Origin of the sequence: Pseudomonas sp. 8209 (genome assembly GCF_028682105.1) — a bacterium.
GTDB lineage: Bacteria > Pseudomonadota > Gammaproteobacteria > Pseudomonadales > Pseudomonadaceae > Aquipseudomonas > Aquipseudomonas palmensis.
The window spans coordinates 210,712-237,299 of the sequence record NZ_JANIAH010000003.1 but is presented as its reverse complement, the minus strand read 5'-3'; the positions used below and the strand labels follow the sequence as shown (position 1 = coordinate 237,299).

General features: G+C 65.4%; 22 protein-coding genes and 1 pseudogene. 4 read left to right on the top strand and 19 right to left on the bottom strand.

Going from position 1 to position 26,588, the window contains the following annotated elements:
- Position 1: 1 nt before the first annotated feature.
- The 14 genes from NP552_RS07860 to hutC form a co-directional block, all read right to left on the bottom strand.
- Positions 2-736 (bottom strand): amino acid ABC transporter ATP-binding protein, encoded by a 735-nt coding sequence (locus NP552_RS07860; RefSeq protein WP_043862229.1) that lies wholly within the window; start codon positions 734-736, stop codon positions 2-4.
- A complete protein-coding gene (locus tag NP552_RS07855; RefSeq protein ID WP_043862170.1) occupies positions 729-1,691 on the bottom strand; it encodes an amino acid ABC transporter permease in 963 nt (320 codons plus the stop codon). Before NP552_RS07855 ends, NP552_RS07860 begins: the two co-directional genes overlap by 8 nt.
- A 76-nt stretch (positions 1,692-1,767) precedes the next feature.
- A complete protein-coding gene (locus NP552_RS07850; protein WP_043862230.1) occupies positions 1,768-2,568 on the bottom strand; it encodes a transporter substrate-binding domain-containing protein in 801 nt (266 codons plus the stop codon).
- A gap of 175 nt (positions 2,569-2,743) precedes the next feature.
- Positions 2,744-5,317: a glucans biosynthesis glucosyltransferase MdoH gene (gene mdoH, locus NP552_RS07845; protein ID WP_043862171.1), complete on the bottom strand. Its 2,574-nt coding sequence runs from the start codon at positions 5,315-5,317 to the stop codon at positions 2,744-2,746.
- Complete coding sequence (locus NP552_RS07840) at positions 5,310-7,025, bottom strand: glucan biosynthesis protein G (RefSeq protein ID WP_078479895.1); 1,716 nt, start codon at positions 7,023-7,025, stop codon at positions 5,310-5,312. The genes mdoH and NP552_RS07840 overlap by 8 nt, the downstream gene beginning before the upstream one ends.
- A gap of 262 nt (positions 7,026-7,287) precedes the next feature.
- Entirely contained in the window at positions 7,288-7,725 is a 438-nt protein-coding gene (dtd, locus tag NP552_RS07835; protein ID WP_088514678.1) for a D-aminoacyl-tRNA deacylase, read from the bottom strand.
- Positions 7,722-8,693, bottom strand: a complete 972-nt coding sequence (gene pip, locus NP552_RS07830) for a prolyl aminopeptidase (protein ID WP_058541644.1) — start codon at positions 8,691-8,693, stop codon at positions 7,722-7,724. The genes dtd and pip overlap by 4 nt, the downstream gene beginning before the upstream one ends.
- Before the next feature lie 171 nt (positions 8,694-8,864).
- Positions 8,865-9,668 (bottom strand): N-formylglutamate deformylase, encoded by an 804-nt coding sequence (gene hutG, locus NP552_RS07825; protein ID WP_274096617.1) that lies wholly within the window; start codon positions 9,666-9,668, stop codon positions 8,865-8,867.
- Complete coding sequence (gene hutI / locus NP552_RS07820) at positions 9,653-10,885, bottom strand: imidazolonepropionase (protein ID WP_058541645.1); 1,233 nt, start codon at positions 10,883-10,885, stop codon at positions 9,653-9,655. Before hutI ends, hutG begins: the two co-directional genes overlap by 16 nt.
- Before the next feature lie 15 nt (positions 10,886-10,900).
- Entirely contained in the window at positions 10,901-12,295 is a 1,395-nt protein-coding gene (locus NP552_RS07815) for an amino acid permease (protein WP_274096616.1), read from the bottom strand.
- A 93-nt stretch (positions 12,296-12,388) separates the two neighbouring features.
- Positions 12,389-13,921, bottom strand: coding sequence for a histidine ammonia-lyase (gene hutH, locus NP552_RS07810; RefSeq protein WP_116052516.1), 1,533 nt, complete (start codon positions 13,919-13,921; stop codon positions 12,389-12,391).
- Between the two features lie 64 nt (positions 13,922-13,985).
- Complete coding sequence (gene hutU, locus NP552_RS07805; RefSeq protein WP_043862179.1) at positions 13,986-15,662, bottom strand: urocanate hydratase; 1,677 nt, start codon at positions 15,660-15,662, stop codon at positions 13,986-13,988.
- Between the two features lie 188 nt (positions 15,663-15,850).
- Positions 15,851-16,423: a HutD/Ves family protein gene (locus NP552_RS07800; RefSeq protein ID WP_116052515.1), complete on the bottom strand. Its 573-nt coding sequence runs from the start codon at positions 16,421-16,423 to the stop codon at positions 15,851-15,853.
- The gene (gene hutC, locus NP552_RS07795) at positions 16,420-17,130 is read right to left on the bottom strand and encodes a histidine utilization repressor (protein ID WP_162484873.1); all 711 of its coding nucleotides are present in this window, start codon (positions 17,128-17,130) and stop codon (positions 16,420-16,422) included. The genes NP552_RS07800 and hutC overlap by 4 nt, the downstream gene beginning before the upstream one ends.
- Positions 17,131-17,273: 143 nt before the next feature.
- On the opposite strand from hutC, the gene NP552_RS07790 reads away from it, so the two are divergent.
- Positions 17,274-18,638, top strand: coding sequence for a formimidoylglutamate deiminase (locus tag NP552_RS07790; protein ID WP_274096615.1), 1,365 nt, complete (start codon positions 17,274-17,276; stop codon positions 18,636-18,638).
- 93 nt (positions 18,639-18,731) lie between these two features.
- Here NP552_RS07790 and NP552_RS07785 read toward each other — a convergent pair whose 3' ends face one another.
- Together NP552_RS07785 and bamE are read right to left on the bottom strand one after the other, a co-directional pair.
- A complete protein-coding gene (locus NP552_RS07785; protein WP_043862183.1) occupies positions 18,732-19,307 on the bottom strand; it encodes a lipocalin family protein in 576 nt (191 codons plus the stop codon).
- On the bottom strand, positions 19,304-19,558 hold the full coding sequence (gene bamE, locus NP552_RS07780; protein WP_043862184.1) for an outer membrane protein assembly factor BamE domain-containing protein: 255 nt from the start codon (positions 19,556-19,558) through the stop codon (positions 19,304-19,306). The genes NP552_RS07785 and bamE overlap by 4 nt, the downstream gene beginning before the upstream one ends.
- Before the next feature lie 229 nt (positions 19,559-19,787).
- Between bamE and NP552_RS26035 the strand changes: the two are divergent.
- A pseudogene (locus NP552_RS26035) lies at positions 19,788-20,822 on the top strand (HAMP domain-containing protein); the annotation flags it as partial.
- On the top strand, positions 20,820-21,680 hold the full coding sequence (locus NP552_RS26030; protein WP_443201033.1) for a methyl-accepting chemotaxis protein: 861 nt from the start codon (positions 20,820-20,822) through the stop codon (positions 21,678-21,680). The pseudogene NP552_RS26035 and the gene NP552_RS26030, both read left to right, overlap by 3 nt.
- Before the next feature lie 86 nt (positions 21,681-21,766).
- Here the strand turns inward: NP552_RS26030 and NP552_RS07770 are convergent, their stop codons facing one another.
- From NP552_RS07770 to NP552_RS07760, 3 genes are all read right to left on the bottom strand, one after another.
- The gene (locus NP552_RS07770) at positions 21,767-22,363 is read right to left on the bottom strand and encodes a DUF924 family protein (RefSeq protein WP_043862186.1); all 597 of its coding nucleotides are present in this window, start codon (positions 22,361-22,363) and stop codon (positions 21,767-21,769) included.
- A 3-nt stretch (positions 22,364-22,366) separates the two neighbouring features.
- The gene (locus NP552_RS07765) at positions 22,367-23,377 is read right to left on the bottom strand and encodes a class 1 fructose-bisphosphatase (RefSeq protein ID WP_043862187.1); all 1,011 of its coding nucleotides are present in this window, start codon (positions 23,375-23,377) and stop codon (positions 22,367-22,369) included.
- Positions 23,378-23,518: 141 nt separating this feature from the next.
- Positions 23,519-25,969 (bottom strand): glycogen/starch/alpha-glucan phosphorylase, encoded by a 2,451-nt coding sequence (locus NP552_RS07760; protein WP_058541651.1) that lies wholly within the window; start codon positions 25,967-25,969, stop codon positions 23,519-23,521.
- Positions 25,970-26,169: 200 nt separating this feature from the next.
- Between NP552_RS07760 and NP552_RS07755 the strand changes: the two genes are divergently transcribed.
- Positions 26,170-26,574 carry a YkgJ family cysteine cluster protein gene (locus tag NP552_RS07755; RefSeq protein WP_043862189.1) on the top strand — a complete coding sequence of 135 codons (405 nt, stop codon included), beginning with the start codon at positions 26,170-26,172 and terminating at the stop codon, positions 26,572-26,574.
- Positions 26,575-26,588: the final 14 nt, after the last annotated feature.

Sequence of the window (26,588 nt, the reverse complement as noted above, 5' to 3'; positions counted from 1 at the left end):
GTTACAGCACCTGGCGCAGGAACGCCTGGGCTCGTGGGTCCTTCGGCGCAGTGAAGAACGCCTCCGGTGGCGAATCTTCCAGCAACTTGCCATGGTCGAAGAACAGCACGCGGTCCGCCACTTCCCGGGCAAAGCCCATTTCGTGGGTCACACAGACCATGGTCATGCCTTCCAGGGCCAGGGTCTTCATCACGTCCAGCACCTCGCCAACCATCTCCGGGTCCAGCGCCGAGGTCGGCTCGTCGAACAGCATCACCTTCGGCTCCATCGCCAGCGCACGGGCAATCGCCACGCGCTGCTGCTGGCCACCAGACAGGCGCGAGGGAAACTCGTTGGCCTTCTGCGCAATGCCCACCTTCTCCAGCAACGCACGCGCCTTGGCCTCACGCTCGGCCTTGCCACGCTTGCGCACCACCTTCTGCGCCAGGCACAGGTTCTCCAGCACGGTCATGTGCGGGAACAGGTTGAAGTGCTGGAACACCATGCCGACTTCACGCCGATAGGCATTCACGTCGGTCTTCGGGTCGGCCAGTTGCAGGCCGTCGATGGCCACGGTGCCCTCGTCGAAGGTTTCCAGGCCGTTGAGGCAGCGCAGGAAGGTCGATTTGCCCGAGCCCGACGGGCCCAGCACCACCAGCACTTCGCCCTTGGCCACGTCGGTACTGACGTGATCCACCGCACGCACCACCTGCCCACGGGTGTCGAAGACTTTTACCAGGTCACGGACTTCAATCACTTTGCGCAAGCCTCCGCTCGAGCCGGCTGGCGAAATGCGACAGCGGCAGGTTGATCAGCAGGTAGAGCCCGGCGACGCAGAACCAGATCTCGAACGTGGAGAACGAGGTGGTGATCGCCTCGCGGCCACTCTTGGTCAGTTCGGTGATGGCGATCACCGACACCAGCGAGGTGTCCTTGACCAGGCTGATGAACTGCCCGGCCAGCGGCGGCAGCACGCGCTTGAACGCCTGCGGCAATACCACGTGGCGCATCGACTGGCCGGCGCTCAGGCCCAGCGAACGGGCCGCCTCGCCCTGGCCGCGGGCAATCGACTGCACCCCGGCGCGCACGATCTCGGCGACATAGGCGCCGGTGAACAGCGCCAGTGCCGCCACCCCGGCAAACTCGCGGGACAGGTTGAGCACGGTGCCGATGAAGAAGTAGAAGATGAAGATCTGCACCAGCAGCGGCGTGCCGCGCACCAGCTCCACATACACCGTCGACAGGTCGCGCAGGGTCGGGTTGCTGGACAGCCGGCACAGGCCGGCGAACAGGCCGATCACCAACCCCAGCACCCCCGCCGCCACCGAGATCCACAAGGTGGTGAACAGGCCCCAGGCCAGCGGCCCGGCGGCCCACTGGTGAGTCACGCCGATCAGGTCGCCCTCGGCCACGTCGTCGCCACGGTCCATCTGCAGGCTGGCCTGCTCGACGTTCAGCACCTGTTCGGCGCCGCTCTCGTCACGCAAGGTGACGCGGGCCATGTCGCCCTTGCGCTCGATCGCCTCGATCACGCCGTTTTCGGCGGCGCGCTGGGCAACTTCGGCCTGATAGGCAAAGTACTGCGGCACACGGTTCCAGCGCCACTCGTAGGAGATCACCGAGGTTGCGTAATACAGGCTCAGCGCCAGGCCGATCAGGACCAGCGCCGTCAGCCCATGCCAGGGCCACTGGGCTTTCTTGTGTTTGATCACGGGGGTACTTCCGTAAAAGCGAACGCGCAGGGCCAGCCTGCGCGTCGGGTTTCGAACCGGGCGTGGGGCCGCGGCCTTATTCCATGTCCTTCAGCCAGGCGGTGTCCTTGAACCACTTGTCGTGGATTCGATCGTAGGTGCCGTCGTGCTTGATCTGGTGCAGGAAGTTGTTGATGAAGTTCAGGCTGTCGTAGTCGCCCTTCTTCAGGCCGAAGGCCAGCGGTTCGAAGGTGAACGGCTCGTCGAGGAACAGCAGCTTGCCGGCGCCGGCCTTGTTCACTGCCACCACGTTGTACGGGGCGTCGTAGACGAAGGCGTCGGCCTTGCCGTTGACCACGTCCATCACCGCTTCCTGCTCGTTGTCGTAGCCGTGGTACTTGGCCTTGCCGATCAGCTTCTTGGCGACCATTTCACCGGTGGTGCCGAGCTTGGAGGTCAGGCGGTACTTCTCGTTGTTCAGGTCCTTGTAGGTCTTGATCTCGCCGGCCAGCTCCTTGCGGATCAGCAGGGTCTGACCGACCACGATGAAGGGTTCGCTGAAGTTGAGCTTGAGGTTGCGCTCCTGGGTCAGGGTCATGCCGCTGCCGATCATGTCGAACTTGTCGGTCATCAGGGCCGGGATGATGCCGTCGTAGGCGGTGGAGACGGTTTCCAGCTTGACGCCCATGGACTTGGCCATGGCCTTGAGGATATCGACTTCGAAGCCGATGATCTCGCCACGCTTGTTGGTCATCTGGAACGGCATGTAGGTAGGGTCCATGCCTACGCGCAAGGTGCCGCGCTTGACCGCGTCATCGATGGCGCCGGCTGCCTGTGCAGCGTTCACCGTCATCAGTGCCGCGACGCCGATCATCAGCATCGACAGATACTTTTTCATCATCACCAGATCCCCCAGCAGGAAAACTTCGAGTTTTATTATCGGGGGGGATGCTAACGCATGGGGGGCGTTGTTGGTATCAGAAAAAGGAGTGAAACATCGCCGGCAAAGCCGGCTCCTACAACGGCACGGATGACCTGTAGGAGCCAGCGTTGCTGGCGAAGGGGCCCGCAGATCAGGCCCCGGCGAGTGCGGCCTGCCCCTCGTGCTGCGGGTGCAGCGGCAACAGCGGCGAGTGCGGGTCGTTGGCAATCGACTCACGCCACACATCCAGCCAGGCGCGGTTGTCTTCGGCCCACACGCGGCTGTGCAGCCGTGCCAGGGCGACCGGGTCGCTGAGCAGCGCCAGGCGCGTGGCGCCATCCAGCGCGGCCGGGCCGACTTCCAGGGCCTTGGCGATGCGCTCGGCGCGGTTGCGCTCGACCACCTCCGCCACGCCATGGCGCGCGGTCGCCAGGGCACAGGCCAGGGCGTTCTGTTGCGGGTCGACCACGGCCCGCACAAACCCGTCCTTCAGCGCATGCCAGCGGTTTTCGTGGGTGTACTGGTCGGTGGCCAGCAGCTCCTGCGGCGTGGCGTATTCCTCAGGGATCAGGAACAGCTTCTCGTCCTTGGCGCGCAGGCCCAGGTTGGTGCGGCTGGAAATCACCGACACCGGGATCGACAGCATCAGCGAGCCCACGATCGGCACCAGCCACCACAGAAAGCTTGGGTTCAGCCACGCCACCAGCAGCGCCCAGGCCACGCCCAGCAGGGTCTGCGGGCCATGCCGGCGCACCGCTTCGCTCCACGGGGTGGAGTCGTCGTCACGCTGTGGCGAGTTCCAGGTCGCGGCCCAGCCCAGGAACGCGGCCAGCACGAAGCGGGTGTGGAAGATCATGCGTACCGGCGCCAGCAGCATGGAGAACAGCATCTCCAGCAGCATCGACAGGGTGACCTTGATGCGCCCGCCGAACTCCTTGGCGCCCTTGGCCCAGATCAGGATGATGCTCAGCAGCTTGGGCAGGAACAGCAGCACGATGGTGGTGGAGAACAGCGCGATGGCTTTTTCCGGGTGCCACTGCGGCCACAGCGGGTAGAGCTGACGCGGTTCGAGGAAGTACTGCGGCTCCATCAGGGTGTTGGTCGCCAGCAGCGCGGTCGACAGCACCAGGAAGAAGAACCACAGCGGCGCCGACAGGTACGACATCACCCCGGTGAGGAACACCGCACGGTGCACCGGGTGCATGCCCTTGACCAGGAACAGGCGGAAGTTCATCAGGTTGCCGTGGCACCAGCGCCGATCGCGCTTGAGCTCGTCGAGCAGGTTGGGCGGCAACTCTTCATAGCTGCCCGGCAGGTCATAGGCGATCCACACGCCCCAGCCGGCACGGCGCATCAGTGCGGCTTCGACGAAGTCGTGGGACAGGATCGCACCAGCGAAGGCGCCCTTGCCCGGCAACGGCGCCAGGGCGCAGTGCTCGATGAAGGGTTTCATGCGGATGATCGCGTTGTGGCCCCAGTAGTGCGATTCGCCCAGCTGCCAGAAGTGCAGGCCGGCGGTGAACAGCGGGCCGTACACCCGGGTGGCGAACTGCTGCATGCGCGCATACAGGGTATCCATGCCCGACGCCTTGGGCGCGGTCTGGATGATCCCGGCGTCGGGGTTGGCTTCCATCAGCCGCACCAGGCTGGTGAGGCATTCGCCGCTCATCACGCTGTCGGCGTCGAGTACCACCATGTAGCGGTAGTCCGCGCCCCAGCGACGGCAGAAGTCGTCGAGGTTGCCGCTCTTGCGTTTGACCCGGCGACGACGGCGACGGTAGAAGATGCGCCCGAAGCCCTTGGCCTCACGGCATACGTCCAGCCAGGCCTGCTGTTCGGCCACGGCGATGTCGGTGTCGTTGGTGTCGCTGAGCACGAAGAAGTCGAAGCGGTCCAGGTTGCCCGTGGCCGCCACCGACTCGAAGGTCGCACGTAGGCCGGCGAACACCCGGGCCACGTCTTCGTTGCAGATCGGCATCACCAGTGCGGTGCGCGCCCCGGCCTCGATCGGCTCGTTGCCGGCGCTGCTGCCCGAAATCCGGTACTTGTCACGCCCGGTGAGCAGTTCCAGAAAGCCCATCAGCGCGGTCCAGAAACCGGCCGACACCCAGCAGAACAGAATGCCGAACAGGATCAGGATGCTGGTCTGCAGCGCATACGGCCACACCTGGGTGACGGTCTGCATGAACGACTGGTGCATGATTTCGTCGAGGTCGACGAACGACCAGCCCTGGTACGGCAGGATGCCCTTCATGTACCAGCCGGCGACCACGGTCTGGCCGAGCATCAACGCCAGCAGGATGTAGCGGCGCATCGAACCCACCCAGCGCCAGCGCGCCTTGGGCAGCTCGCGCTGTTCAGGCGCCGGCGCGTTGGTACGTCCGGTGACCCGGCGCCAGGCGCGCACCAGGATGTTGGTGCGCCATGGCTCGGGGATCACCCGGGTGCGGTGGATCGGCGGGGTGGCCTTCAGGCACACCCGGCCACTGGCGTCGAGGGCGAGCATCTCGGCCTCTTCCAGTTCCGCGGCGCTGTCCAGGGTCAGGCGGCTGCCCACCGAGCCCTGTACCGAACCGTTTTCACCCACCGGCGGCTGCGCCGACAGGCGTCGGTGCAGCTCGCTGAACGAATTGCAGCTGGCCAGTTCGGCGCGCTGCTCGTCGCTCAGGGGCAGATGGGCCAGGTACTCGCCAAGCGATTCCGGCCTTTGTGAAGAGTTACTCATCGGCAGGCAACTGATAGCTCCAGGTCTCGGTCAACACCTGTTCGGTGGTGGCCGGTGTCCCGGTGGTGGTCGCCGCATCGGCGGCTGGCGGCTGGGCAGGTTTTTCCTGCTTGGCGTGCTTGGCAGCGGCCTTGTCCTGCTTGGCAGGCTTGGCCGGCTTGGGCTGTTCGACCGGCACGTCGCGCAGCAGCGCGGCGCGCATTTCGGTGGCCTTGCTCGGGTCTTTGACCTTCAGGCGCAGGGTCAGGCGCCAGCCCTTGATCTCGGGGTTGTAGCGCAGGTTGTTCTCGACCACTTCGGCGTTGTCGTCGGTGGTCACCTGGCTGCGCACGTTGGCATCTTCCGGCAGGGCGGCCAGCACCGGGCCCTCGAAGTCGACCAGGAACGCGATGCTGCCATCGGGCTGGCGGATCAGGTTGGACTGCTTGACGTCACCGGTGGAGCGCAGGGTCTGCTTGACCCAGCCCAGGTTCGGCGAGTGGAACTCGGACTCGTCGATGGTCCAGTGCAGGCGGTAGTTGAACTCGGATGCCACACCGGGCTCAGGCAGTTTTTCCGGGCTCCAGAAGGCCACGATGTTGTCGTTGGTCTCGTCGGCGGTCGGGATCTCGACCAGGTCGACGGTGCCCTTGCCCCAGTCGCCGCTCGGCTCGATCCAGGCGCTCGGGCGCTTCTGGTAGTTGTCGTCGAGGTCTTCGAACTGGCTGAACTCGCGCTGGCGCTGCAGCAGGCCGAACCCACGCGGGTTCTCGACGCTGAAGTTGCTCACGGCCAGGTGCTTGGGGTTGTTGAGCGGGCGCCACAGCCATTCGCCGTTGGCCGCATGGATCGACAGGCCTTCGGAGTCGTGCAGCGCAGGGCGGTAGTTGGGCACCTTGGACGGCTGGTTGCCGCCGAACAGGAACATGCTGGTCAGCGGGGCGATGCCCAGGCGGCTGACGTGGTCACGCAGGTACACCCTGGACTTGACGTCGACGATGGTGTCGGTGCCCGGGCGCAGGGTCAGCTTGTAGGCGCCGGTGGAGCGCGGCGAATCGAGCAGCGCGTAGATCACCAGGTGCTTGTCGGTCGGCTTGGGCTTCTCGACCCAGAACTCGGTGAAGCGCGGGAACTCCTCGCCCGACGGCAGCGCGGTGTCGATGGCCAGGCCACGGGCCGACAGGCCATACACATGGCCCTTGCCGACCACGCGGAAATAGCTGGCGCCAAGCAGGGTCATGATTTCATCCTGCTTGTCGGCCTTGTTGATCGGGTACAGCACGCGAAAGCCGGCGTAGCCGAGCTTGTCGGTGGCCTTGGGGTCGAACTGCACGTCGCCGAAGTCGAAGCGGCTCGGGTCGTACTTGATCTCCTGCACCTTGTTGGCGGTGACTTCGTTGATGCGTACCGGCGTGTCGAAGTGCATGCCCTGGTGGTAGAACGACAGCTTGAACGGGGTCTTGTCCTGGGCCCACTCGGCCTTGTCCTGCAGGAAGCGGATCTTCTGGTAGTCGCCGTACTTCATGTCACGGAACACGGCCGGCAGGTTGCTCTTGGGTGCTTCGTACTTCTGCCCGGCCAGGTCTTTGGCCTTGGCTGCCACGTCGTCGAGGTTGAACGCCCAGAGCTGGCCCGCGCTGAGCAGGCAGACCAGTGCAGAGGCTGCCACGAAGGCCTTGCGCAGCCGATTGGCGGAAGTTCTTGGTGCATTACAGGGACTTACAATCACGAGCAACCCTCGCCGAAAACAGATCAAAGAACCAACGGCCAGCGACGTATGCCGGGTTGGCGAGCACTGTTCGGACTCCGAAAGGGCACAATGATTCCCCAAACGGTTCCGGACGATGCTCAAGTCAGAGTAAAACGGGCCTGCGAACGCAGGCCCACATTTCGCGCGATTATCCAGCAGGCCGCGTTACAACGCATCAGGGCCAAGCAACTATTTATGCTGAAAAGCCGCTGTTTTCATGCAAGCAGCGGCCTTTTCACCTTCATATTTGTAGCATAAATGTCACAGGGCCATCATTGACCAGGTGAACCTGCATGTCCGCACCGAAACGCCCGCTCGCCACTGTGGGGTGCTTGAGCCTCGCCTGGGCCAGCAGGTAGTCGAACAGTTCGGCACCGAGTGCCGGTGGCGCGGCGGTGGAAAAGCTCGGGCGCAGGCCGCTCTGGGTGTCGGCAGCCAGGGTGAACTGCGATACCAGCAGCAGGCCGCCGTCGATGTCCTTGAGCGACAGGTTCATCTTGCCCTGGGGGTCGCTGAACACCCGGTAGTTGAGCAGCTTGTGCAGCAGCTTGTCGGCGTGGGCCGGGGTGTCGCCGGGCTCGACGGCGACCAGCACCAGCAGGCCCTGGTCGATGGACCCGACGATCTCGCCGTCGACCTCTACCCGCGCGCCACGTGCGCGTTGCAGCAGGCCCTTCACGCTTCTTCCAGCGGCAGGTCGAGCAGGCGCCGGGCCATCTGGTCGGCGGCGCGCACCAGGGCATCGGTGATGCCGGGCTCGGAGGCGGCGTGGCCGGCGTCGCGAATCACTTTCAGCTCGCTGTTGGGCCAGGCCTGGTGCAGCGCCCAGGCGTTGTCCAGCGGGCAGATCACGTCATAGCGACCGTGCACGATCACCGCCGGCAGGTGGGCGATACGCGGCATGTCGCGGATCAGCTGGTCGGGCTCCAGGAACGCGTTGTTCATGAAGTAGTGGCATTCGATGCGGGCAATCGACAGGGCGCGTTGCGGCTCGGAGAAGCGGTCGACCACCAGCGGGTTGGGACGCAGCGTCGCGGTGCGGCCCTCCCAGGTGGACCAGGCCTTGGCCGCATGCATCTGGGCGATCTGGTCGTTGCCGGTAAGGCGCTTGTGGAAGGCCTTGACCAGGTCGTCGCGCTCGTCGGCGGGGATCGGCGCGATGTAATCCTGCCAGTAGTCGGGGAACAGTCGGCTGGCACCTGCCTGGTAGAACCATTCGATTTCCTGCGGGCGGCACAGGAAGATGCCGCGCAGGATCAGCCCGTGCACGCGCTCGGGGTGGGTCTGGGCGTAGGCCAGGGCCAGGGTCGAGCCCCAGGAACCGCCGAACAGCACCCATTTTTCGATGTTCAGGTGCTCGCGGATACGCTCGATGTCTTCGATCAGGGCCTGGGTGGTGTTGTTTTCCAGGCTCGCGTGCGGGGTGGAGCGACCGCAGCCGCGCTGGTCGAAGGTGACGATGCGGTACAGGTTGGGGTCGAAATAGCAGCGGCTTTGCGCATCGCAGCCGGCGCCCGGGCCGCCATGAATGAACAGCACGGGCAGACCTTCCGGGGAACCGCTTTCATCGACGTACAGTACATGCGGTGCTTCCACGGCCAGATCGTGCCGGGCGTAGGGTTTGATCTGCGGGTACAAGGTCTGCATTACGCACTCCGTGTGGGGAAATAGGCTGCCGTTGGGCATCATAAACCCGAAATGCGCTTTGAGCATGTACCTGTGTTCGGCTTTCGGGCCCCTTCGCCGGCAAGGCCGGCTCCTACCGGTTCGCAACCGTCTGCAGGAGCCGGCCTTGCCGGCGAAGGCAGCGCCGCGGTCCTATGCCGGGTAACGCTCGCGCCCCCACCCCAGCATCGCCACCAGCATCTGCTCCAGCACCCGCTGGGTCGGCTGCGCCAGATCGTCGCGGTAGGTGAACGGCGCCACCTCCTCCATGTAGTTGCACTGCGCCAGTTCCATCTGCACCGCATGCACGTTGTTGGCCGGGGCGCCATAGTGACGGGTGATGTGCCCGCCCTTGAAGCGCCCGTTGAGCACATGGCTGTAGCCCTGCGCGCCGGCCGCCACCGCCCTGACCCGCTCGGCCAGCGCCGCGTCGCAGCTCGCGCCATTGAAGGTGCCGATGTTGAAGTCCGGCAACGTGCCGTCGAACAGGTGAGGGATCACCGAGCGGATCGAGTGTGCATCCCACAGCAACGCGTAGCCGAACTGCTCGCGCAGGCGCGCCAGCTCGCCGGTGAGGGTGTCGTGATACGGCCGCCAGATGGCCTCCAGGTAGCCCGCCCGCTCGGCCGCACTCGGCTCCAGCCCCGCCTTGAACAGCGACTGCCCTTCGAACAGCGTGGCCGGGAACAGCCCGGTGGTGGCGCCGGCATACAGTGGCTGGTCATCCTCGGGCCGGTTCAGGTCGATGACGAAGCGCGAATACTCGCCCACCACCACGCTGGCGCCCAGCTCACGGGCAAAGGCGTACAGGCGGGGAATGTGCCAGTCGGTGTCCGGCAGGCCCCTGGCCTCGTCCACCAGCCCGGCCTCGACCGCCGGGGTCAGCCTGAGCCCGGCATGGGGAATGCTGACCAGCAGCGGCAGCGTACCCTGGTGAAAACTCACGACCTTGTCCATGCAGCCTCCCCTTTATCGGTCAGTTCAACGCCGTGGCGCACCACCCGCTTGTGCAGGTCGCCGCCCAGCCAGTAGGCCAGGTCTGCCGGCCGTTCGATGTCCCAGGCCACGAAGTCGGCCACCTTGCCGACCTCCAGCGAGCCATGGCTGTCGCCCAGCCCCAACGCCGTGGCGGCATGCACGGTGACACCGGCCAGGGCTTCTTCGGGGGTCATGCGAAACAGGGTGCAGGCCATGTTCAGCATCAGGCGCAGCGACAAGGCCGGTGAGGTGCCGGGGTTGAGGTCGCTGGCAATCGCGATCTTCACGCCGTGCCTGCGCAGCGCGTCCATCGGCGGCAGCTGGGTTTCGCGCAAGAAGTAGAACGCCCCCGGCAGCAGCACCGCCACCGTACCGGCCTGGGCCATGGCGATGGCATCGGCCTCGTCCATGAACTCCAGGTGATCGGCCGACAGTGCCTGGTAGCGCGCCGCCAGGCTCGAACCGTGCAGCGACGACAGCTGCTCGGCATGCAGCTTGACCGGCAGGCCCAGCTCGCGGGCCTTGAGAAACACCCGCTCGACCTGCGCCGGCGAAAACGCCAGGTATTCGCAGAACGCATCCACCGCGTCCACCAGCCCTTCGCCAGCCAGCGCCGGAAGCATCTGCTCGCAGATGTGAGTGATGTAGTCGTCGGCGCGCTCGGCGTACTCGGGCGGCAAGGCATGCGCCGCCAGGCAGGTGCTGCGCACGGTCAGCGGCAGCGTTTCGCCGAGCCGGCGCGCCACCTTGAGCATCTTGCGCTCGTTGTCCAGGTCCAGGCCGTAGCCGGACTTGATCTCCAGGGTGGTCACACCATCGCGCATCAGGGCCTGCACCCGGCGCAGGGCGCTGGCATACAGCTCGTCTTCGCTGGCGGCGCGGGTGGCGCGCACGGTGCTGGCGATGCCACCCCCCTGGGCGGCGATCTCGGCGTAGCTCACGCCTTGCAGGCGCTGTTCGAACTCGCCGCTGCGGTTGCCGCCGAACACCGCGTGGGTGTGGCAGTCGATCAGCCCGGGGGTGACCCAGGCGCCGCCCAGGTCGACCGTGCTGTCAGGCACAGGGCCTGCCAGCGCCTGGCGCGGGCCGATCCATTCGATGCGCCCGGCGCAGGTGACAATGGCCGCGTCCTCGATGATCGAGTAGGCGCCGTGCGCCATGCTTGCCACATGGCAGTGCTGCCAGAGGGTTTTCATGCACAGTCTCCGTAACTATTGAGGCGTCGACACCGGCTGCGTGGCCGTGCCACGCGGCTTGCACCACAGCCAGTAGGCGACCACCAGGAACACCACCCACACCACGCCGACGATCAACGCCGCCTGGGTGTCGGGGAAGTAGCCCAGCACACCGAACACGAACAGCATGAAGGCGATGGCTGCGGCCGGCCCATACGGCCAGAACGGTACCGGGAACTTCAGTTGCGCGACCTCTTCGCGGCTCATGCTGCGGCGCATGGCCACCTGGGTCACCAGGATCATCAGCCACACCCATACCGTAGCAAAGGTGGCAATGGAGGCGATCAGCAGGAACACGTTTTCCGGAATCAGGTAGTTGAGCACCACGCCACCGAGCAGCGCAGCGCCCATCACCAGCACGGTCATCCACGGCACGCCGTGGCGCGAGATCTTCGAGAAGCCTTTGGGCGCGTGGCCCTGCTCGGCCAGGCCGTACATCATGCGCCCGGCACCGAAGATATCGCTGTTGATGGCCGACACCGCCGCCGAGATCACCACGATGTTGAGCACCGTGGCCGCCGAACCAATCCCCAGGTTGCTGAAGATCTGCACGAACGGGCTGCCCTGGCTGCCGATCTGCGGCCAGGGGTACAGGCACATCAGCACGAACAGGGTGAGCACATAGAACAGCAGGATGCGCAGCGGCACGGCGTTGATCGCCTTGGGGATCACGCGCTGCGGGTCCTTGGCTTCACCGGCGGTGATACCGATGATCTCGATGCCGCCGAAGGCGAACATCACCACCGCGAACGAGGCGATCAGGCCGCCGACACCGTTGGGCATGAAACCGCCGTGATCGAACAGGTTGCCGATGCCCACCGTGTTGCCCGCCTCGGCATTGGCCAGGCCGAAGGCCATGATGCCGAAACCGGCCAGGATCATCGCCACGATCGCGCCTACCTTGAGCAGCGACAGCCAGAACTCCATCTCGCCGAACACCTTGACGTTGCACAGGTTGAGCCCGCCGATCAGGAACACGATGCCCAGCACCCACACCCAGCGCGCCACATCGGGAAACCAGAAGCCCATGTAGATGCCGAAGGCCGTGACGTCGGCCAGGCACACGATGATCATTTCAAAGGCGTAGGTCCAGCCCAGCACGAAGCCGGCCATGGGCCCCAGGTAGGTGCTGGCGTATTTTCCGAACGAGCCGGACACCGGGTTGTGCACGGCCATTTCACCCAGTGCACGCATCACCATGAACACCGCCGCGCCGCCGATCAGGTAGGCCAGCAACACCGCCGGGCCGGCCATCTGGATGGCCGCGGCCGAACCGTAGAACAGCCCGGTGCCGATGGCCGAGCCCAGTGCCATGAATCGAATGTGCCGGGCCGTAAGCCCGCGCTTGAGACCTTGTGCTTGAGATTGCATTTCGCGTTCCTGTTTTTTTTGTAGGCGAAAAGCAGCGCGAACCCGCCAGGGTTCGCGCGGCAGACGGCTGGCCTGCACGGCCAGCCGGTGGCGTCAGAGGCTGGGCAGCACCTTGGCCGGCAGCAGGCCGGTCAGCGTGCCCGCGGCCAGCAGGGCGATGGCCGCCTCGATGTCGGGGGCGAAGAAACGGTCCTTGTCGTAGTGCGCGACCTGGCCGCGCAGGGCCTGGCGCGCCTGCTCCAGCTTGGGCGAGGTCTTGAGGCCGGTGCGCAGGTCCAGGCCCTGGCAGGCGGCCAGCCATTCCACGGCCAGCACACCGCGGGTGTTCTCGGCCATTTCCCACAGGCGCTTGCCGGCGGCCGGGGCCATCGACACGTGGTCTTCCTGGTTGGCCGAGGTGGGAATGCTGTCGACGCTGTGCGGGTGCGCCAGCGCCTTGTTCTCGCTGGCCAGCGCGGCGGCGGTGACCTGGGCGATCATGAAGCCGGAGTTGACCCCGCCATTGGCCACCAGGAACGGCGGCAACTGCGACATGTGCTTGTCCATCATCAGCGAGATGCGCCGCTCGCTCAGCGAACCGATTTCGGCGATGGCCAGGGCCATGTTGTCGGCGGCCATGGCCACCGGCTCGGCGTGGAAGTTGCCACCGGAGATCACGTCACCCTCCTTGGCGAATACCAGCGGGTTGTCGGACACCGCGTTGGCCTCCACCACCAGTACCTCGGCGGCCTGGCGCAACTGGGTCAGGCAGGCGCCCATCACCTGTGGCTGGCAACGCAGGGAGTACGGGTCCTGCACCTTGCCGCAGTTCTGGTGCGAGGCCGACACTTCGCTGCCGTCGCCCAGCAGGTCGCGGTAGCAGGCGGCCGAGTCGATCTGGCCACGCTGGCCGCGGGCCTGATGAATGCGGTCATCGAAGGGCGAGCGCGAGCCCAGCACCGCTTCGACGGTGAGGCTGCCGCAAGCAACGGCGGCAGCGAACAGGTCTTCGCCTTCGAACAGCCCGCGCAGCGCATAGGCGGTGGACGCCTGGGTGCCGTTGAGCAGGGCCAGGCCCTCCTTGGCAGCCAGGGTCAGCGGCTCGAGGCCGGCTACCGCCAGCGCTTCGGTGGCCGGTAGCCATTGGCCCTTGTGGCGGGCCTTGCCTTCGCCCAGCAGCACCAGCGACATGTGCGCCAGCGGTGCGAGGTCGCCGGAGGCGCCCACCGAGCCCTTGAGCGGAATGTGCGGGTAGACCTCGGCGTTGATCAGGGCGATCAGCGCGTCGATCACCTTGCGCCGGATGCCGGAAAAACCACGGCTCAGGCTGTTGACCTTGAGCACCATGATCAGGCGCACCAGGGCGTCGCCCAGCGGCGCGCCGACGCCGGCGGCGTGGGACAGCACCAGCGAGCGCTGCAGGTTCTCCAGGTCGTGGCTGGCGATGCGGGTCGAGGCCAGCAGGCCGAAACCGGTGTTGATGCCGTAGGCGGTGCGGTCCTCGGCAAGGATCTGCTCGACGCAGGCCACGCTGTCTTCGATCTGCTGGTCGGCGCTGGCGTCCAGTTGCAGGGTCAGCGGTTGCTGGTAGATCGCACGCAGCTGAGCCAAGGTCAGGGTGCCAGGCTTCAGGGTCAGTTGGGTCACGTTATTGCTCCGTCTCGAAAGGCGTTCACGCCCGTCATGAATTCAGTATCGACCAGGGCGCCGCTCAGCGCGTGATCATCGGCAGGTTCAGGCCCTGCTCTTTCGCGCAGTCGATGGCGATCTGATAACCGGCATCGGCATGGCGCATCACGCCGGTGGCCGGGTCGTTGTGCAGGACGCGGGCAATACGCTCGGCGGCTTCGTCGGTGCCGTCGCACACGATGACCATGCCCGAGTGCTGCGAGAAGCCCATGCCCACCCCGCCGCCGTGGTGCAGCGAGACCCAGGTCGCGCCGCTGGCGGTGTTGAGCAGGGCATTGAGCAGCGGCCAGTCGGACACGGCGTCGGAGCCGTCCTGCATGGCTTCGGTTTCACGGTTGGGGCTGGAGACGGAGCCGGAGTCCAGGTGGTCGCGGCCGATCACGATCGGTGCCGACAGCTCGCCGCTGCGCACCATTTCGTTGAACGCCAGGCCCAGCTTGGCGCGCAGGCCCAGGCCGACCCAGCAGATACGTGCCGGCAGGCCCTGGAAGCTGATGCGCTCGCGGGCCATGTCCAGCCAGTTGTGCAGGTGCGCGTCGTCGGGGATCAGTTCCTTGACCTTGGCGTCGGTCTTGTAGATGTCCTGGGCGTCGCCCGACAGCGCGGCCCAGCGGAACGGGCCCACGCCGCGGCAGAACAGCGGGCGGATATAGGCAGGTACGAAGCCGGGGAAGTCGAAGGCGTTGGTCACACCCTCTTCCTTGGCCATCTGACGAATGTTGTTGCCGTAGTCGAAGGTCGGGATGCCCTGCTTCTGGAAGTCGAGCATGGCCTGCACGTGCACGGCCATCGACTGCCTGGCAGCCTTGACCACCGCCGCCGGTTCGGTCTGCGCGCGGTCGCGGTACTGCTCCCAGGTCCAGCCGGCCGGCAGGTAGCCATTGAGCGGGTCGTGGGCGCTGGTCTGGTCGGTGACCATGTCGGGGCGCACGCCGCGCTTGACCAGCTCGGGCAGGATTTCGGCGGCATTGCCCAGCAGGGCGATGGAGATGGCCTTGCCTTCGCCCGTGTATCTGGCGATGCGCGCCAGGGCGTCGTCCAGGTCGGTGGCCTGTTCATCCACGTAGCGGCTGCTCAGGCGGAAGTCGATGCGGCTCTGCTGGCATTCGATGTTCAGCGAGCAGGCGCCGGCCAGGGTCGCGGCCAGTGGCTGCGCGCCGCCCATGCCGCCCAGGCCCGCGGTGAGCACCCACTTGCCCTTGAGGCTGCCGTTGTAGTGCTGGCGGCCGGCTTCGACGAAGGTTTCGTAGGTGCCCTGCACGATGCCCTGGCTGCCGATGTAGATCCAGCTGCCGGCGGTCATCTGGCCGTACATGGCCAGGCCCTTGGCATCGAGTTCGTTGAAATGTTCCCAGTTGGCCCAGTGCGGCACCAGGTTGGAGTTGGCGATCAGTACGCGCGGGGCGTTGCTGTGGGTCTTGAACACGCCGACCGGCTTGCCGGATTGCACCAGCAGGGTCTCGTCGTCATTCAGGTGGGTGAGGCTCTCGACGATCTTGTCGTAGCACTCCCAGTTGCGCGCGGCGCGGCCGATGCCGCCGTACACCACCAGCTCCTTGGGGTTCTCGGCAACTTGCGGGTCGAGGTTGTTCATCAGCATGCGCAACGGCGCTTCGGTCAGCCAGCTCTTGGCAGTGAGCTGGGTGCCGCGCGGGGCGCGAATTTCGACGTCACGGAATTTATTGTGCTTGTTCGTCACGTAAGGGCTCCTCGAGCGAAAGGCGAATTCGGGATGGCACTGCCATGGATGCAATACAAACATATATTTACTTGTATGTACAAGTACAGGCAACCAAAAAACAGTGTCGTCCGCTTCGCCGGCAAGGCCGGCTCCCACACGCAAAAAAAGAATGGAACCTGCAGGAGCCAGCCTTGCTGGCGAAGCCCTTAACGTTCGGTCAGCTCGATCAGGCAGATCTGCCCACTGACCTCGAACTCCAGCAACCCGTGATTGCCGTCCAGCCGCAGGCAGTCATAGCGACCCAGCCACTGCTCGGCATGCCCTGCGACCTTGACCCGCACCCGCTCGTGCGCCGCGAACACCAGCAGCGTCTGGGCCGAGCTGTACACCCGGCTTTCACCCGGCAGCCACTGCAGCCGCGCGGCAAACCGCTGCGGCGCGTAGATCAGGTTGAAGTCGCGAATCGGTCCGCCCAGCAGGTTGCAGCTCACTGCACTTTCGCCGCTGAAGGCAAAGGCATCGAACGCCAGCAGCTCGCGGCTGGCCTGGCCATCCACCATCAGGCGCATGCCATCGCCCTGCAGCACGCTGATCACGCGCTGATACCCGGCAAAGCTGGAGAACCCGCCCGACTCGGCGATGTCGGCAATCGACAGGCGCCAGCCAAAGCCCTCCAGGCCGGCCCCGCCATCGCGGGTGATCTCTTCGGTACTGCCGCCGCCGTTCTTCCACGGCATGCGCGGGTAGTCGGCGGCACGTAACAGGGTCAACGAACTCATTTGCTGAAGCGTCCTTCCAGGCGGTGACGGGAACCGGGGTGAATCAGGCGCGCCGCCGTGACCGGCTGGCGACCCGACCAGGTGCGCCGGCGGATCAGCAGGCACGGCTCGCCCGGCTCGATCTGCAGCAGGCGGCATTCCTCGGGTTCGGCCAGGATCGCCTCGACCACGTGCTCGCCTTCGGTCAGCGGCGCCACCTGGGACAGGTAGGCGTAGGGGGTCTGGCGGGTGAAGTCCTGCTTGAGGTAGTCCGGGGCGACCTGGGCGTTGACGAAGCGGTCCTCGATCTGCACCGGGATGCCGTTTTCGTAGTGCACGATCAGCGAATGGAACACCCGCTGCCCTTCGCGCATGTCCAGCGCCAGCGCCCGCTCCGAGCCTGCCGCCTCTTCGGTCAGGGTGATCACCTTGCAGCTGTGCTGGTGGCCGCGCGCGGCGATCTCGTCGGCGATGTTGTTGACCTCGAACAGCGCCGAGCGGCTCTTGGGCTCGGCGACGAAGGTGCCGACGCCCTGCATGCGCACCAGCAGGCCTTCGGCGGTCAGCTCGCGCAAGGCGCGGTTGATGGTCATGCGGCTGAAGCCCAGCTCGGTGACCAGTTCGCTCTCGGACGGTACGCGGTGATGCGGCGGCCAGCTGCCGTTCTGGATCTGCTGGGCGATCATCTGCTTCACCCGCGCATACAGCGGCGCCGGGCCCTCGCCCATGTGGGCAACCAACGCGGAGACAGGAGGTGTCGACACGGCAAAAATCCTTGGTGATGAGTATGACCGGTAGAGTGCCGCAGTTTACCGGGCAGGCAAACGTCTGTATATGTATATACAAATAACCAGAAAAGGGTGGCGTACCGATGTCCGTGTTCTTTGCCGAACGTGCTTTGTTGCCTACAGGCTGGGCAGAAAACGTGCGAATCGAGACAGGCCCCGACGGCCTGTTGAATAGCGTACAGCCAGGCGCCTCGGCAGATGGCGCCGAGCGCCTGGCCGGGCCGTTGCTGCCGGGCATGCCGAACCTGCACTCGCACGCCTTCCAGCGCGCCATGGCCGGCCTGGCGGAAGTGGCCGGCAACCCCAACGACAGCTTCTGGACCTGGCGCGAGCTGATGTACCGACTGGTGGGCCGGATCAGCCCCGAGCAACTGGGCATCATTGCGCGCCAGCTGTACATCGAGATGCTCAAGGCCGGCTACACCTCGGTGGCCGAATTCCATTACGTGCACCATGACGCCCAGGGCAAGGCCTATGCCGACCCGGCCGAACTGTCGCTGCGCATCAGCCAGGCCGCCGCCGACACCGGCATCGGCCTGACCCTGCTGCCGGTGCTGTACAGCCACTCGGGCTTCGGCGGGCAGGCGCCCAATGACGGGCAACGTCGCTTCATCAACGGCACCGAGCAGTACCTGCACCTGCACACGCAACTGGCGCCGCTGCTCGCCCAGCAACCGGCGCAGCGCCTGGGGCTGTGCTTTCACTCCCTGCGCGCGGTCACCCCGCAGCAGATCGCCCAGGTCATGGCTGCCGGTGACAAGGCCTGCCCGGTGCATATCCACATTGCCGAACAGCAGAAGGAAGTCGACGACTGCCTGGCCTGGAGTGGCCGCCGGCCGTTGCAGTGGCTGTATGAAAACGTCGATGTCGACCAGCGCTGGTGCCTGGTGCATGCCACCCACGCCGAGCCCGACGAAGTCAGCGCCATGGCGCGCAGCAAGGCGGTGGCCGGCCTGTGCCTGACCACCGAGGCCAACCTGGGCGACGGCATCTTCCCTGCGGTCGACTACCTGGCCCAGGGCGGGCGCATGGGCATCGGCTCGGACAGCCATGTGTCGCTGAGCGTGGTGGAGGAATTGCGCTGGCTCGAGTATGGCCAACGCCTGCGCGACCAGCGGCGCAACCGGTTGCATGGGGCCGATCAGCCGATGGTGGGGCGCACCCTGTTCGATGCGGCCCTGGCCGGTGGTGCGCAGGCGCTGGGGCAGCCGGTTGGCGAACTGGCGGTGGGCAGGCGGGCCGACTGGATTGTGCTGGATGGGGCCGATCCGTATATCGCCACGGCGAGCGGGGACGGGGTTCTCAATCGCTGGCTGTTTGCCGGCGGCGACCGGCAGGTGCGCGATGTGATGGTCAATGGCAAGTGGGTGGTGCAACAGGGGCGGCATGCGGGTGAAGAACAGAGTGCGCGGGCGTTTGCCGGGGTGCTTCGCGAAGTGCTGGGCTGAGCCAGAACCACGCCGTGATTATCGCGGGTCAAGCCCGCTCCCACAGGGTTTATGCTGATCCTGTGGGAGCGGGCTTGGCCCGCGAAGAGGCCCTCACTGACTGTGCGCGATGTCCCTGTCCGAAACCCGCCAGATCAGCCGCGTGGTGTCATACCCCTGCTGACGCGCCCGCGCCAGCAGGCTCTCGCGCTCCAGCGCCGGAATCGTCGGCGTGCGCGACAGTATCCACAGGTACTTGCGGTCCGGGTTGCCCACCAGTGCCGTCTGGTAGTCCTTGTCCACGTACAGCACCCAGTAATCGCCCTTCGTCACCCCCGGCAGCAACCGCGAGAACCAGTTGTCGAACTCCACCCACAGCTTGTCGGTCTTGCCCTGCACCTGTGGCGTCGCCGTACCACTGGCCTCCTCCCACTCGCCCTCGAGCGTGATGCAGCGGTTGAGCACGCCCACCGTGCCGTCCGGCTTGAGGTTGTAATGCGCTTCGCTCTGCGCGCAATTGCGCTGGAAGAACATCGGCAACCGCGCCAGCTCGAACCACTTGCCCTGGTAACGCTTGAGGTCGACGCTGTCGACGGTCTTGGGCGGCAACGGCCCGTCGTCGCGCGAATGCGCACAACCGGTCAGCAGCAGGCCGGCGCACAGGCTCAACAGCAGGGGCAGGCGTTTCATTTGAGACCCTGCCCCGAGTACATCAGCACCTTGTCGGCGGCGTACTGCACGCTGATGAAGGCTTTCTGGTCGCCCCAGGTACAACTGGTCATGCCCAGCGCGCCGGAACACTCGGTGGGGCTGCCCAGCAGTCGCTCGACCTCGGCCTTGGGCATGCCGGCCTGGAGCTTGGAATAGTTTTCCTGGTTGATCTTGCTGCATGCGGCCAGCAACACGCACAACGACAACAAGGCGAGGGAACGCAACGACATGGGGTCACTCCTGAACATGAGGGTGCAAGCACGGGGCCTGACTCGAGCTTAGAAGCAAAAACCCCTATCCGGTTCCCGGCAACCCCAATTACCTGCACGGTTATCGTTGCCATTTGTCGACTAGTCGCACATCCGCCTCATTTTTTGCCCGGCGCGGACGACACAGGAGGGCGCTGCGACGTTTCGCCGCGCCCTCCCCGTTGACCGCCTTGTGCAGACAGACCTCGCAATGACCAAAAACCTGAAGTTCAGCCACAAGATCCTGCTGGCCGCCGCCCTTGTGGTCGCGGTGGCGTTTACCTGTTTCATCCTGTTCAACGATTACCGCCAGCGCCAGTCGCTGCGCAGCAACACCGAGGCCACGATGCAGGAGCTCGGCAGCCTTACCACCAGCAACATCCAGACCTGGCTGCAGAGCCGCATCCAGCTGCAGCATTCGTTTGCCCAGCAGGTGGCCGTGGATGGCCCCGGCAAGCCGAGCCTGGACCGGCTGATGGCGTTGCCGGTGTATGCCAGCAACTTCACCCTGACCTACTTCGGCGGCCAGGACGGCAGCATGCAATCGGTGCCCACGGGCAACCGCGCCGCCGACTACGACCCGCGGGTACGCGGCTGGTACAAGGGCGCCAGCGAGGCCGGGCGCAGCATCGTTACCGAACCCTACGTCTCGGCCTCCTCGGGCAAGCTGGTGATCACCATTGCCACCCCGGTGCAGCAGGCTGGCCGCCTGATCGGTGTCAGCGGTGCCGACACCGACCTGGACACCATCAGCAGCATCATCAACTCGCTGAACTTCGACGGCCACGGCCTGGCGTTCATCGTCAATGCCGAGGGCAAGATCCTGATCCACCCGGACAGCTCGCTGACCCTCAAGCGCCTGGCCGATGCCTACCCGCAGGGCACGCCGCAGCCGGGTAGCGGCCTCAAGGAAGTCGAGCAGGACGGGCGCCGGCAGTTCATCAGCTTCACCCGCGTCAACGGCGTGCCTTCGGCCGACTGGTACGTAGCGATGGTGGTCGACCAGGACTACGCCTTTGCCATGCTCGGCGAGTTTCGTACCTCGGCCATCGTGGCCACGGCCATCGCCGTGTTGATCATTATCGCCTTGCTCGGCGTGCTGATCCGCGTCCTGATGGAGCCGCTGCATGTAATGGGCCGCGCCATGCACGATATCGCCGAAGGCGAAGGCGACCTGACCCGGCGCCTGCGCATTCATGCCCATGACGAGTTCGGCGCGCTGGGCTCCTCGTTCAACCGCTTCGTGGAACGTATCCACAACTCGATCAGCGAAGTGTCCTCGGCCACCGGTCGGGTCAATGAAGTGGCCCTGCGCGTGGTCAGCGCCTCGAACGCGTCGATCCACAATGCCGACCAGCAGTCGGGCCGCACCAGCAGCGTGGCGGCAGCGATCAACCAGCTGGGCGCCGCCGCCCATGAGATCGCCCACAACGCCGCCCTTGCCTCACAGCACTCCAGCGAAGCACGCAACCTGGCCGAGGACGGCCAGCAGGTGGTCGACCAGACCATTGCGGTGATGAACCAGCTGTCGAGCAAGATCAGCGACGCCAGCACCCATATCGAGACGCTCAACGCCAACACGGTGAACATCGGCCAGATTCTCGAGGTGATCAGCGGCATTTCCCAGCAGACCAACCTGCTGGCACTGAACGCGGCCATCGAGGCGGCACGTGCCGGCGAGGCCGGTCGCGGGTTTGCGGTGGTGGCCGACGAGGTGCGCAACCTGGCCCACCGTACCCAGGACTCGGCGCAACAGGTGCAGAAGATCATCGAGCAGTTGCAGGCCGGCGCACAGGTGGCGGTGGGCACCATGACCGAGAGTCAGCGCCAGAGCGAGCACAGCGTGGGCATTGCCAACCAGGCCGGCGAGCGCCTGGGCAGCGTGACCGTGCGCATTGGCGAAATCGACGGGATGAACCAGTCGGTGGCCACCGCCACCGAAGAGCAGACGGCCGTGGTGGAATCGATCAATCTCGACATCACCGAGATCAATACGCTGAATCAGGAAGGGGTGGAGAATTTGCAGGCGACGCTGCGGGCCTGCAATGACCTGCAGAGCCAAGTGGACAGGTTGAAGCAGCTGGTGGGCAGCTTCAGGATCTAGGGTGAAACAATCGCGGGTCAAGCCCGCTCCCACAAGGACAGCGATAGTCCTAGTGGGAGCGGGCTTGACCCGCGATTGGGTTCAGCTCAGAACCGCGAGCCCGGCTCCAGCAGAAAGTCCATCTCTTCATCGGTGCTCGGGCGCCCCAGTACCAGGTTGCGGTGCGGGAAGCGGCCAAACCGCGCAATCACCCGCTGGTGCTGCTCGGCATAGTCCAGGAAACCTTCGAACAGGCGCCGGTCACTGTCCGGCTGCGCATCCAGCAGCAACTGATAGCGCTCGATGCTGATGTTCTGCCAGTCAAGCACCTCGGCATGCTCCAGCACCAGCAGGATGAACACCCGCTGGATCGGCAGCAGCTGGTAGTCCCAGGCCTTGTCCAGGCCCTGCATCACCAGCACCTGCGCACGCCGGTCGCCATCGAAGGCGTGCTGCGTGTCGCGGTGGATCATGCGGGGCAGCTGGTCCAGCAGCAGCACCAGGCCCAGCCAGCCCTGGGGGCTTGCCAGCCATTCGTCCAGCTCGCCGGCCAGCGCCTGCGCGGCCAGCTCGCCGAAGCGCTCGCGCGCCTCGTCGTCGTGGTGCTTGCCGAACCACAGCGTACTCTTCTCGTCAGCCACGGCCTGGGGGCTGGTGCCCCAGCCGAACCACCACTCCAGCAACGGCTGCCAAGGTGCGAGCATGATTTACTCCTGGTGATAACCGGTGACGCGCTCGACTTCCTGCTTCGAACCCAGGAACACCGCCACACGCTGGTGCAGGCTCTCGGGCTGGATGTCGAGGATGCGCTGGCGACCGTCGGTGGAAGCACCGCCGGCCTGTTCGATGATGAACGACATCGGGTTGGCTTCGTACATCAGGCGCAGCTTGCCCGGCTTGGATGGCTCGCGCGCATCGCGCGGGTACATGAACAGGCCGCCACGGGTCAGGATGCGGTGCACGTCGGCAACCATCGAGGCGATCCAGCGCATGTTGTAGTTCTTTTTCAGCGGGCCGGTCTCGCCAGCCAGCAGTTCGCCCACATAGCGGGTCACCGGGGCTTCCCAATGGCGCTGGTTGGACATGTTGATGGCGAACTCGGCGGTGGTTTCCGGCACCTGGATGTTCTCGTGGGTCAGCACGAAACTGCCCAGCTCGCGGTCCAGGGTGAAACCCTTGACGCCGTTGCCCAGGGTCAGGATCAGCATGGTCTGCGGGCCGTAGATCGCGTAACCGGCGGCCACCTGCTTGGTGCCCGGCTGCAGGAAGGCCTGTTCGTTGAGGCTTTCGTTCTGGCTCAGGTACTCGTTGGGGCAGCGCAGTACCGAGAAGATGGTGCCGACCGAGACGTTGACGTCGATGTTCGACGAACCGTCCAGCGGGTCGAATACCAGCAGGTAGGCACCCTTGGGGTACTTGCCCGGGATCTGGTAGGCATTGTCCATCTCTTCGGACGCCATGCCGGCCAGGTGGCCGCCCCACTCGTTGGCTTCGAGCAGGATGTCGTTGGAAATCACGTCCAGTTTCTTCTGGACTTCGCCCTGCACGTTTTCAGTGCCCATGCTGCCCAGCACGCCGCCCAGGGCGCCCTTGGACACGTTGTGGCTGATTTCCTTGCACGCACGCGCCACCACTTCGATAAGGAAGCGCAGATCGGCAGGGGTGCTGTTGCTGCGGGTCTGCTCAATCAGATAGCGACTCAGGGTAACGCGGGACATGTAAGGCTCCGGAGGATGGGGTAGAAAAAACCCACGCAGTTTACAGGGAGAGTGAAGCGCTAGCGAGCAATAGGACATGCTCGCCCGATCAGACGACACATCGGCCCGAAGGTTCACGCCCCCGGGCCCGATGCCAGGCGCCTACTCCAGCGCGTTCCAGATCTCCCCGGCGTATTCGCGAATGGTGCGGTCCGACGAGAACCAGCCCATGCGCGCGGTATTGAGCACGGCCGAGCGCCACCACTGCTGGGGGTCGTGCCACAGCTCCTCGACGCGGCGCTGGGCCTCCCAGTAGGCATCGAAGTCGGCGCACACCAGGAAGCGGTCATACGGCACCAGTGAATCGATCAGCCCCACGTAGCGCGCCGGGTCGTCCGGCGAGAACACCCCGCCGCGGATCGCCTGGAGCACGTCGTTGAGCCGGTACGAGGCGCCGATGGCGGAGCTGGCACCGAAATCGCCGCTGCGCTTGCGCGCCTCCACCTGCTGGGAGGTCAGGCCGAAGATGAACATGTGCTCGGCCCCCACCTGCTCGCACATCTCGACGTTGGCGCCGTCCAGGGTGCCGATGGTCAGCGCGCCATTGAGGCCGAACTTCATGTTGCTGGTGCCCGAGGCCTCGTAGCCGGCGGTGGAGATCTGCTCGGACAGGTCCGCCGCCGGGATGATGCTCTCGGCCAGGCTCACGTTGTAGTTGGGCAGGAACACCACCTTGAGCAGCCCGCGCACGGTCGGGTCGTTGTTGACCACCCTGGCGATGTCGTTGGCCAGCTTGATGATCAGTTTGGCCTGGTGATAGCTGGCGGCGGCCTTGCCGGCAAAGATCTTCACCCGCGGCGCCCAGTGCGTGCCCGGCTCGGCGCGGATCGCCTGGTACAGCGCCACGGTATGCAGCAGGTTGAGCAACTGGCGCTTGTATTCGTGGATGCGCTTGACCTGCACATCGAACATCGCCTCGGGGTCGACCGTGATGCCCAGGCGCTCCTGGATCAGGTTGGCCAGGGCCTTCTTGCTGTGCAGGCGCTGCTGGGCGAAGGCCTTGCGAAACGCCGGCTTGTCGGCGAACGGTTCGAGGCGCCGCAGGTGCTTCTCGGGGTCGTCCAGCACCTCGGGCCCCAGCGCCTCCACCAGCATGCGGGTGAGCGGCGGGTTGGCCTGGTACAGCCAGCGGCGGAAGGTGATGCCGTTGGTCTTGTTGTTGATCCGCTCGGGGTAGAGCTTGTGCAGTTCGGCGAACACGGTGCTGCGCATCAGCTTGGTGTGCAGCCCCGACACGCCGTTGACGCTGTGCGACCCGAGGAACGCCAGGTTGCCCATGCGCACCCGCCGGCCGTTGTCCTCCTCGATCAGCGACACCGCGCGCAGCACGTCGAAGTCATGGATGCCCTTGGCCCGCAGCGCGTCGATATGAAAGGCGTTGATCAGGTAGATGATCTGCATGTGGCGCGGCAGCATGCGCTCCATCAGCCCCACCGACCAGGTCTCCAGCGCCTCGGGCAGCAGTGTGTGGTTGGTGTAGGCCAGGGTGTCGACGGTGAGCTGCCAGGCGGTGTCCCACGGCAGTTCGTGCTGGTCCACCAGCAGGCGCATCAGCTCGGCCACGGCAATCGAGGGGTGGGTGTCGTTGAGCTGGATGGCGGCCTTTTCGTGCAGGTTGAGCAGCGTGGGGTTCATGTTCAGGTGGCGGCGCAGCAGGTCCTGCAGCGAGGCCGAGACGAAGAAGTACTCCTGGCGCAGGCGCAGCTCCTGGCCGGCCTCGGTGCTGTCGGCCGGGTACAGTACCCGCGAGATGCTCTCGGCACGGGCCACTTCGGCTACCGCGCCCAGGTGGTCGCCGGCATTGAAACGCTCCAGGTGCAGCTCTTCCAGGGCCCGTGCGCGCCACAGGCGCAGGGTATTGACGCTGGCACCACGCCAGCCCACCACGGGCGTGTCGTAGGCCACCGCACGCACCGTTTCGGCCGGCCACCACACCTGGCGCGGCTGGCCGGATTCGTCGTGCCGGGTCTCGACGCTGCCGCCGAAACTGATCGGGTAGATCACCTCGGCACGCTCGAACTCCCAGGGGTTGCCGAAATCCAGCCAGTTTTCGGTCTGCTCCTGCTGCCAGCCGTCGACCACGGCCTGGCGAAACAGCCCGTGCTCATAGCGGATACCGTAGCCGTGGGCGGCGATGCCCAGGGTCGACATGCTCTCCATGAAGCACGCCGCCAGGCGCCCGAGGCCTCCGTTGCCCAGCGCCGCATCGGGTTCGAGCAGGCGGATGCGCTCCAGGTCCACGTCCAGCCCGGTCATTGCTTCACGGGCGATGTCCAGCAGGCCGAGGTTGCTCAGGCTGTCGTACAGCAGGCGGCCGATGAGAAATTCGAGGGAGAGGTAATAGACGCGCTTCTGGCTCTTGCGGTAGATCTGCCGCGTGTGGTCCATCCAGTGGTCGACCATGTGGTCGCGGGCGGCCAGGGCAATGGCCTCGAACCAGTCGTGGTCGAAGGCGTGCTCGGGGTCCTTGCCGACGGCATAGGTCAGTTTTTCCAGTACAGCGGTGCGAAAGGCAGCCACCTGTGCGTCACGTGCGAGTGGTTCCTGAGACATACGACGTCCTCGGGCAAGTTGACGAATGCGGATGGGGATTTCTCAGCCTAGACGGTTCGACCGGGCGCGGTAGCGCGGGTTCGTTTGTTTCTGTGCAAAAGCGGTACCGGGTTGGCACGAACCCGGCAAATGGTTGTTCACATTTTGACCAACTCCGGTATGATCGCGCGCCCACCCGACCATCTGAAAAACCGAACCTGATGAAACCGACCCTGATTGCCGCCGCCGAACTCGACCGCCTGGATACCTGGCAGAGGTATTCCAGCCACATGTGCGGGGGCTGCATGTCCAGTTGCTGCACCCTGCCGGTGGAGGTCAAGCTCACGGATCTGATCCGCATTGGCGTGGTGGACGAATTCGAACGGGGCGAGCCGCCCAAGAACATCGCCAAGCGCCTGCAGAAGGATGGGATCGTCGAGCGCTTCAACCAGAAGTCCGGGATCTTCACCTTGCAGCGCATGAGCAACGACGATTGCCTGTACCTGGACCGCAAGACGCGGTTCTGCACCATTTACGACAAGCGCCCCGACACCTGCCGCAACCACCCAAGGATTGGCCCGCGGCCGGGGTACTGCGCGTACAAGCCAAAGCCCGTGGCCCGCTGAAAAGCATCGCGGGT

What these genes read in the sequence shown, in the direction of transcription:
- NP552_RS07850 (WP_043862230.1), bottom strand. Translation starts at nt 2,568, where the DNA reads ATGAAAAAGTATCTGTCGATGCTGATGATCGGCGTCGCGGCACTGATG.
- mdoH (WP_043862171.1), bottom strand. Translation starts at nt 5,317, where the DNA reads ATGAGTAACTCTTCACAAAGGCCGGAATCGCTTGGCGAGTACCTGGCC.
- pip (WP_058541644.1), bottom strand. Translation starts at nt 8,693, where the DNA reads ATGCAGACCTTGTACCCGCAGATCAAACCCTACGCCCGGCACGATCTG.
- hutG (WP_274096617.1), bottom strand. Translation starts at nt 9,668, where the DNA reads ATGGACAAGGTCGTGAGTTTTCACCAGGGTACGCTGCCGCTGCTGGTC.
- hutI (WP_058541645.1), bottom strand. Translation starts at nt 10,885, where the DNA reads ATGAAAACCCTCTGGCAGCACTGCCATGTGGCAAGCATGGCGCACGGC.
- NP552_RS07815 (WP_274096616.1), bottom strand. Translation starts at nt 12,295, where the DNA reads ATGCAATCTCAAGCACAAGGTCTCAAGCGCGGGCTTACGGCCCGGCAC.
- NP552_RS07800 (WP_116052515.1), bottom strand. Translation starts at nt 16,423, where the DNA reads ATGAGTTCGTTGACCCTGTTACGTGCCGCCGACTACCCGCGCATGCCG.
- hutC (WP_162484873.1), bottom strand. Translation starts at nt 17,130, where the DNA reads ATGGGCGAGGGCCCGGCGCCGCTGTATGCGCGGGTGAAGCAGATGATC.
- NP552_RS07790 (WP_274096615.1), top strand. Translation starts at nt 17,274, where the DNA reads ATGTCCGTGTTCTTTGCCGAACGTGCTTTGTTGCCTACAGGCTGGGCA.
- NP552_RS07785 (WP_043862183.1), bottom strand. Translation starts at nt 19,307, where the DNA reads ATGAAACGCCTGCCCCTGCTGTTGAGCCTGTGCGCCGGCCTGCTGCTG.
- bamE (WP_043862184.1), bottom strand. Translation starts at nt 19,558, where the DNA reads ATGTCGTTGCGTTCCCTCGCCTTGTTGTCGTTGTGCGTGTTGCTGGCC.
- NP552_RS07770 (WP_043862186.1), bottom strand. Translation starts at nt 22,363, where the DNA reads ATGCTCGCACCTTGGCAGCCGTTGCTGGAGTGGTGGTTCGGCTGGGGC.
- NP552_RS07765 (WP_043862187.1), bottom strand. Translation starts at nt 23,377, where the DNA reads ATGTCCCGCGTTACCCTGAGTCGCTATCTGATTGAGCAGACCCGCAGC.
- NP552_RS07760 (WP_058541651.1), bottom strand. Translation starts at nt 25,969, where the DNA reads ATGTCTCAGGAACCACTCGCACGTGACGCACAGGTGGCTGCCTTTCGC.
- NP552_RS07755 (WP_043862189.1), top strand. Translation starts at nt 26,170, where the DNA reads ATGAAACCGACCCTGATTGCCGCCGCCGAACTCGACCGCCTGGATACC.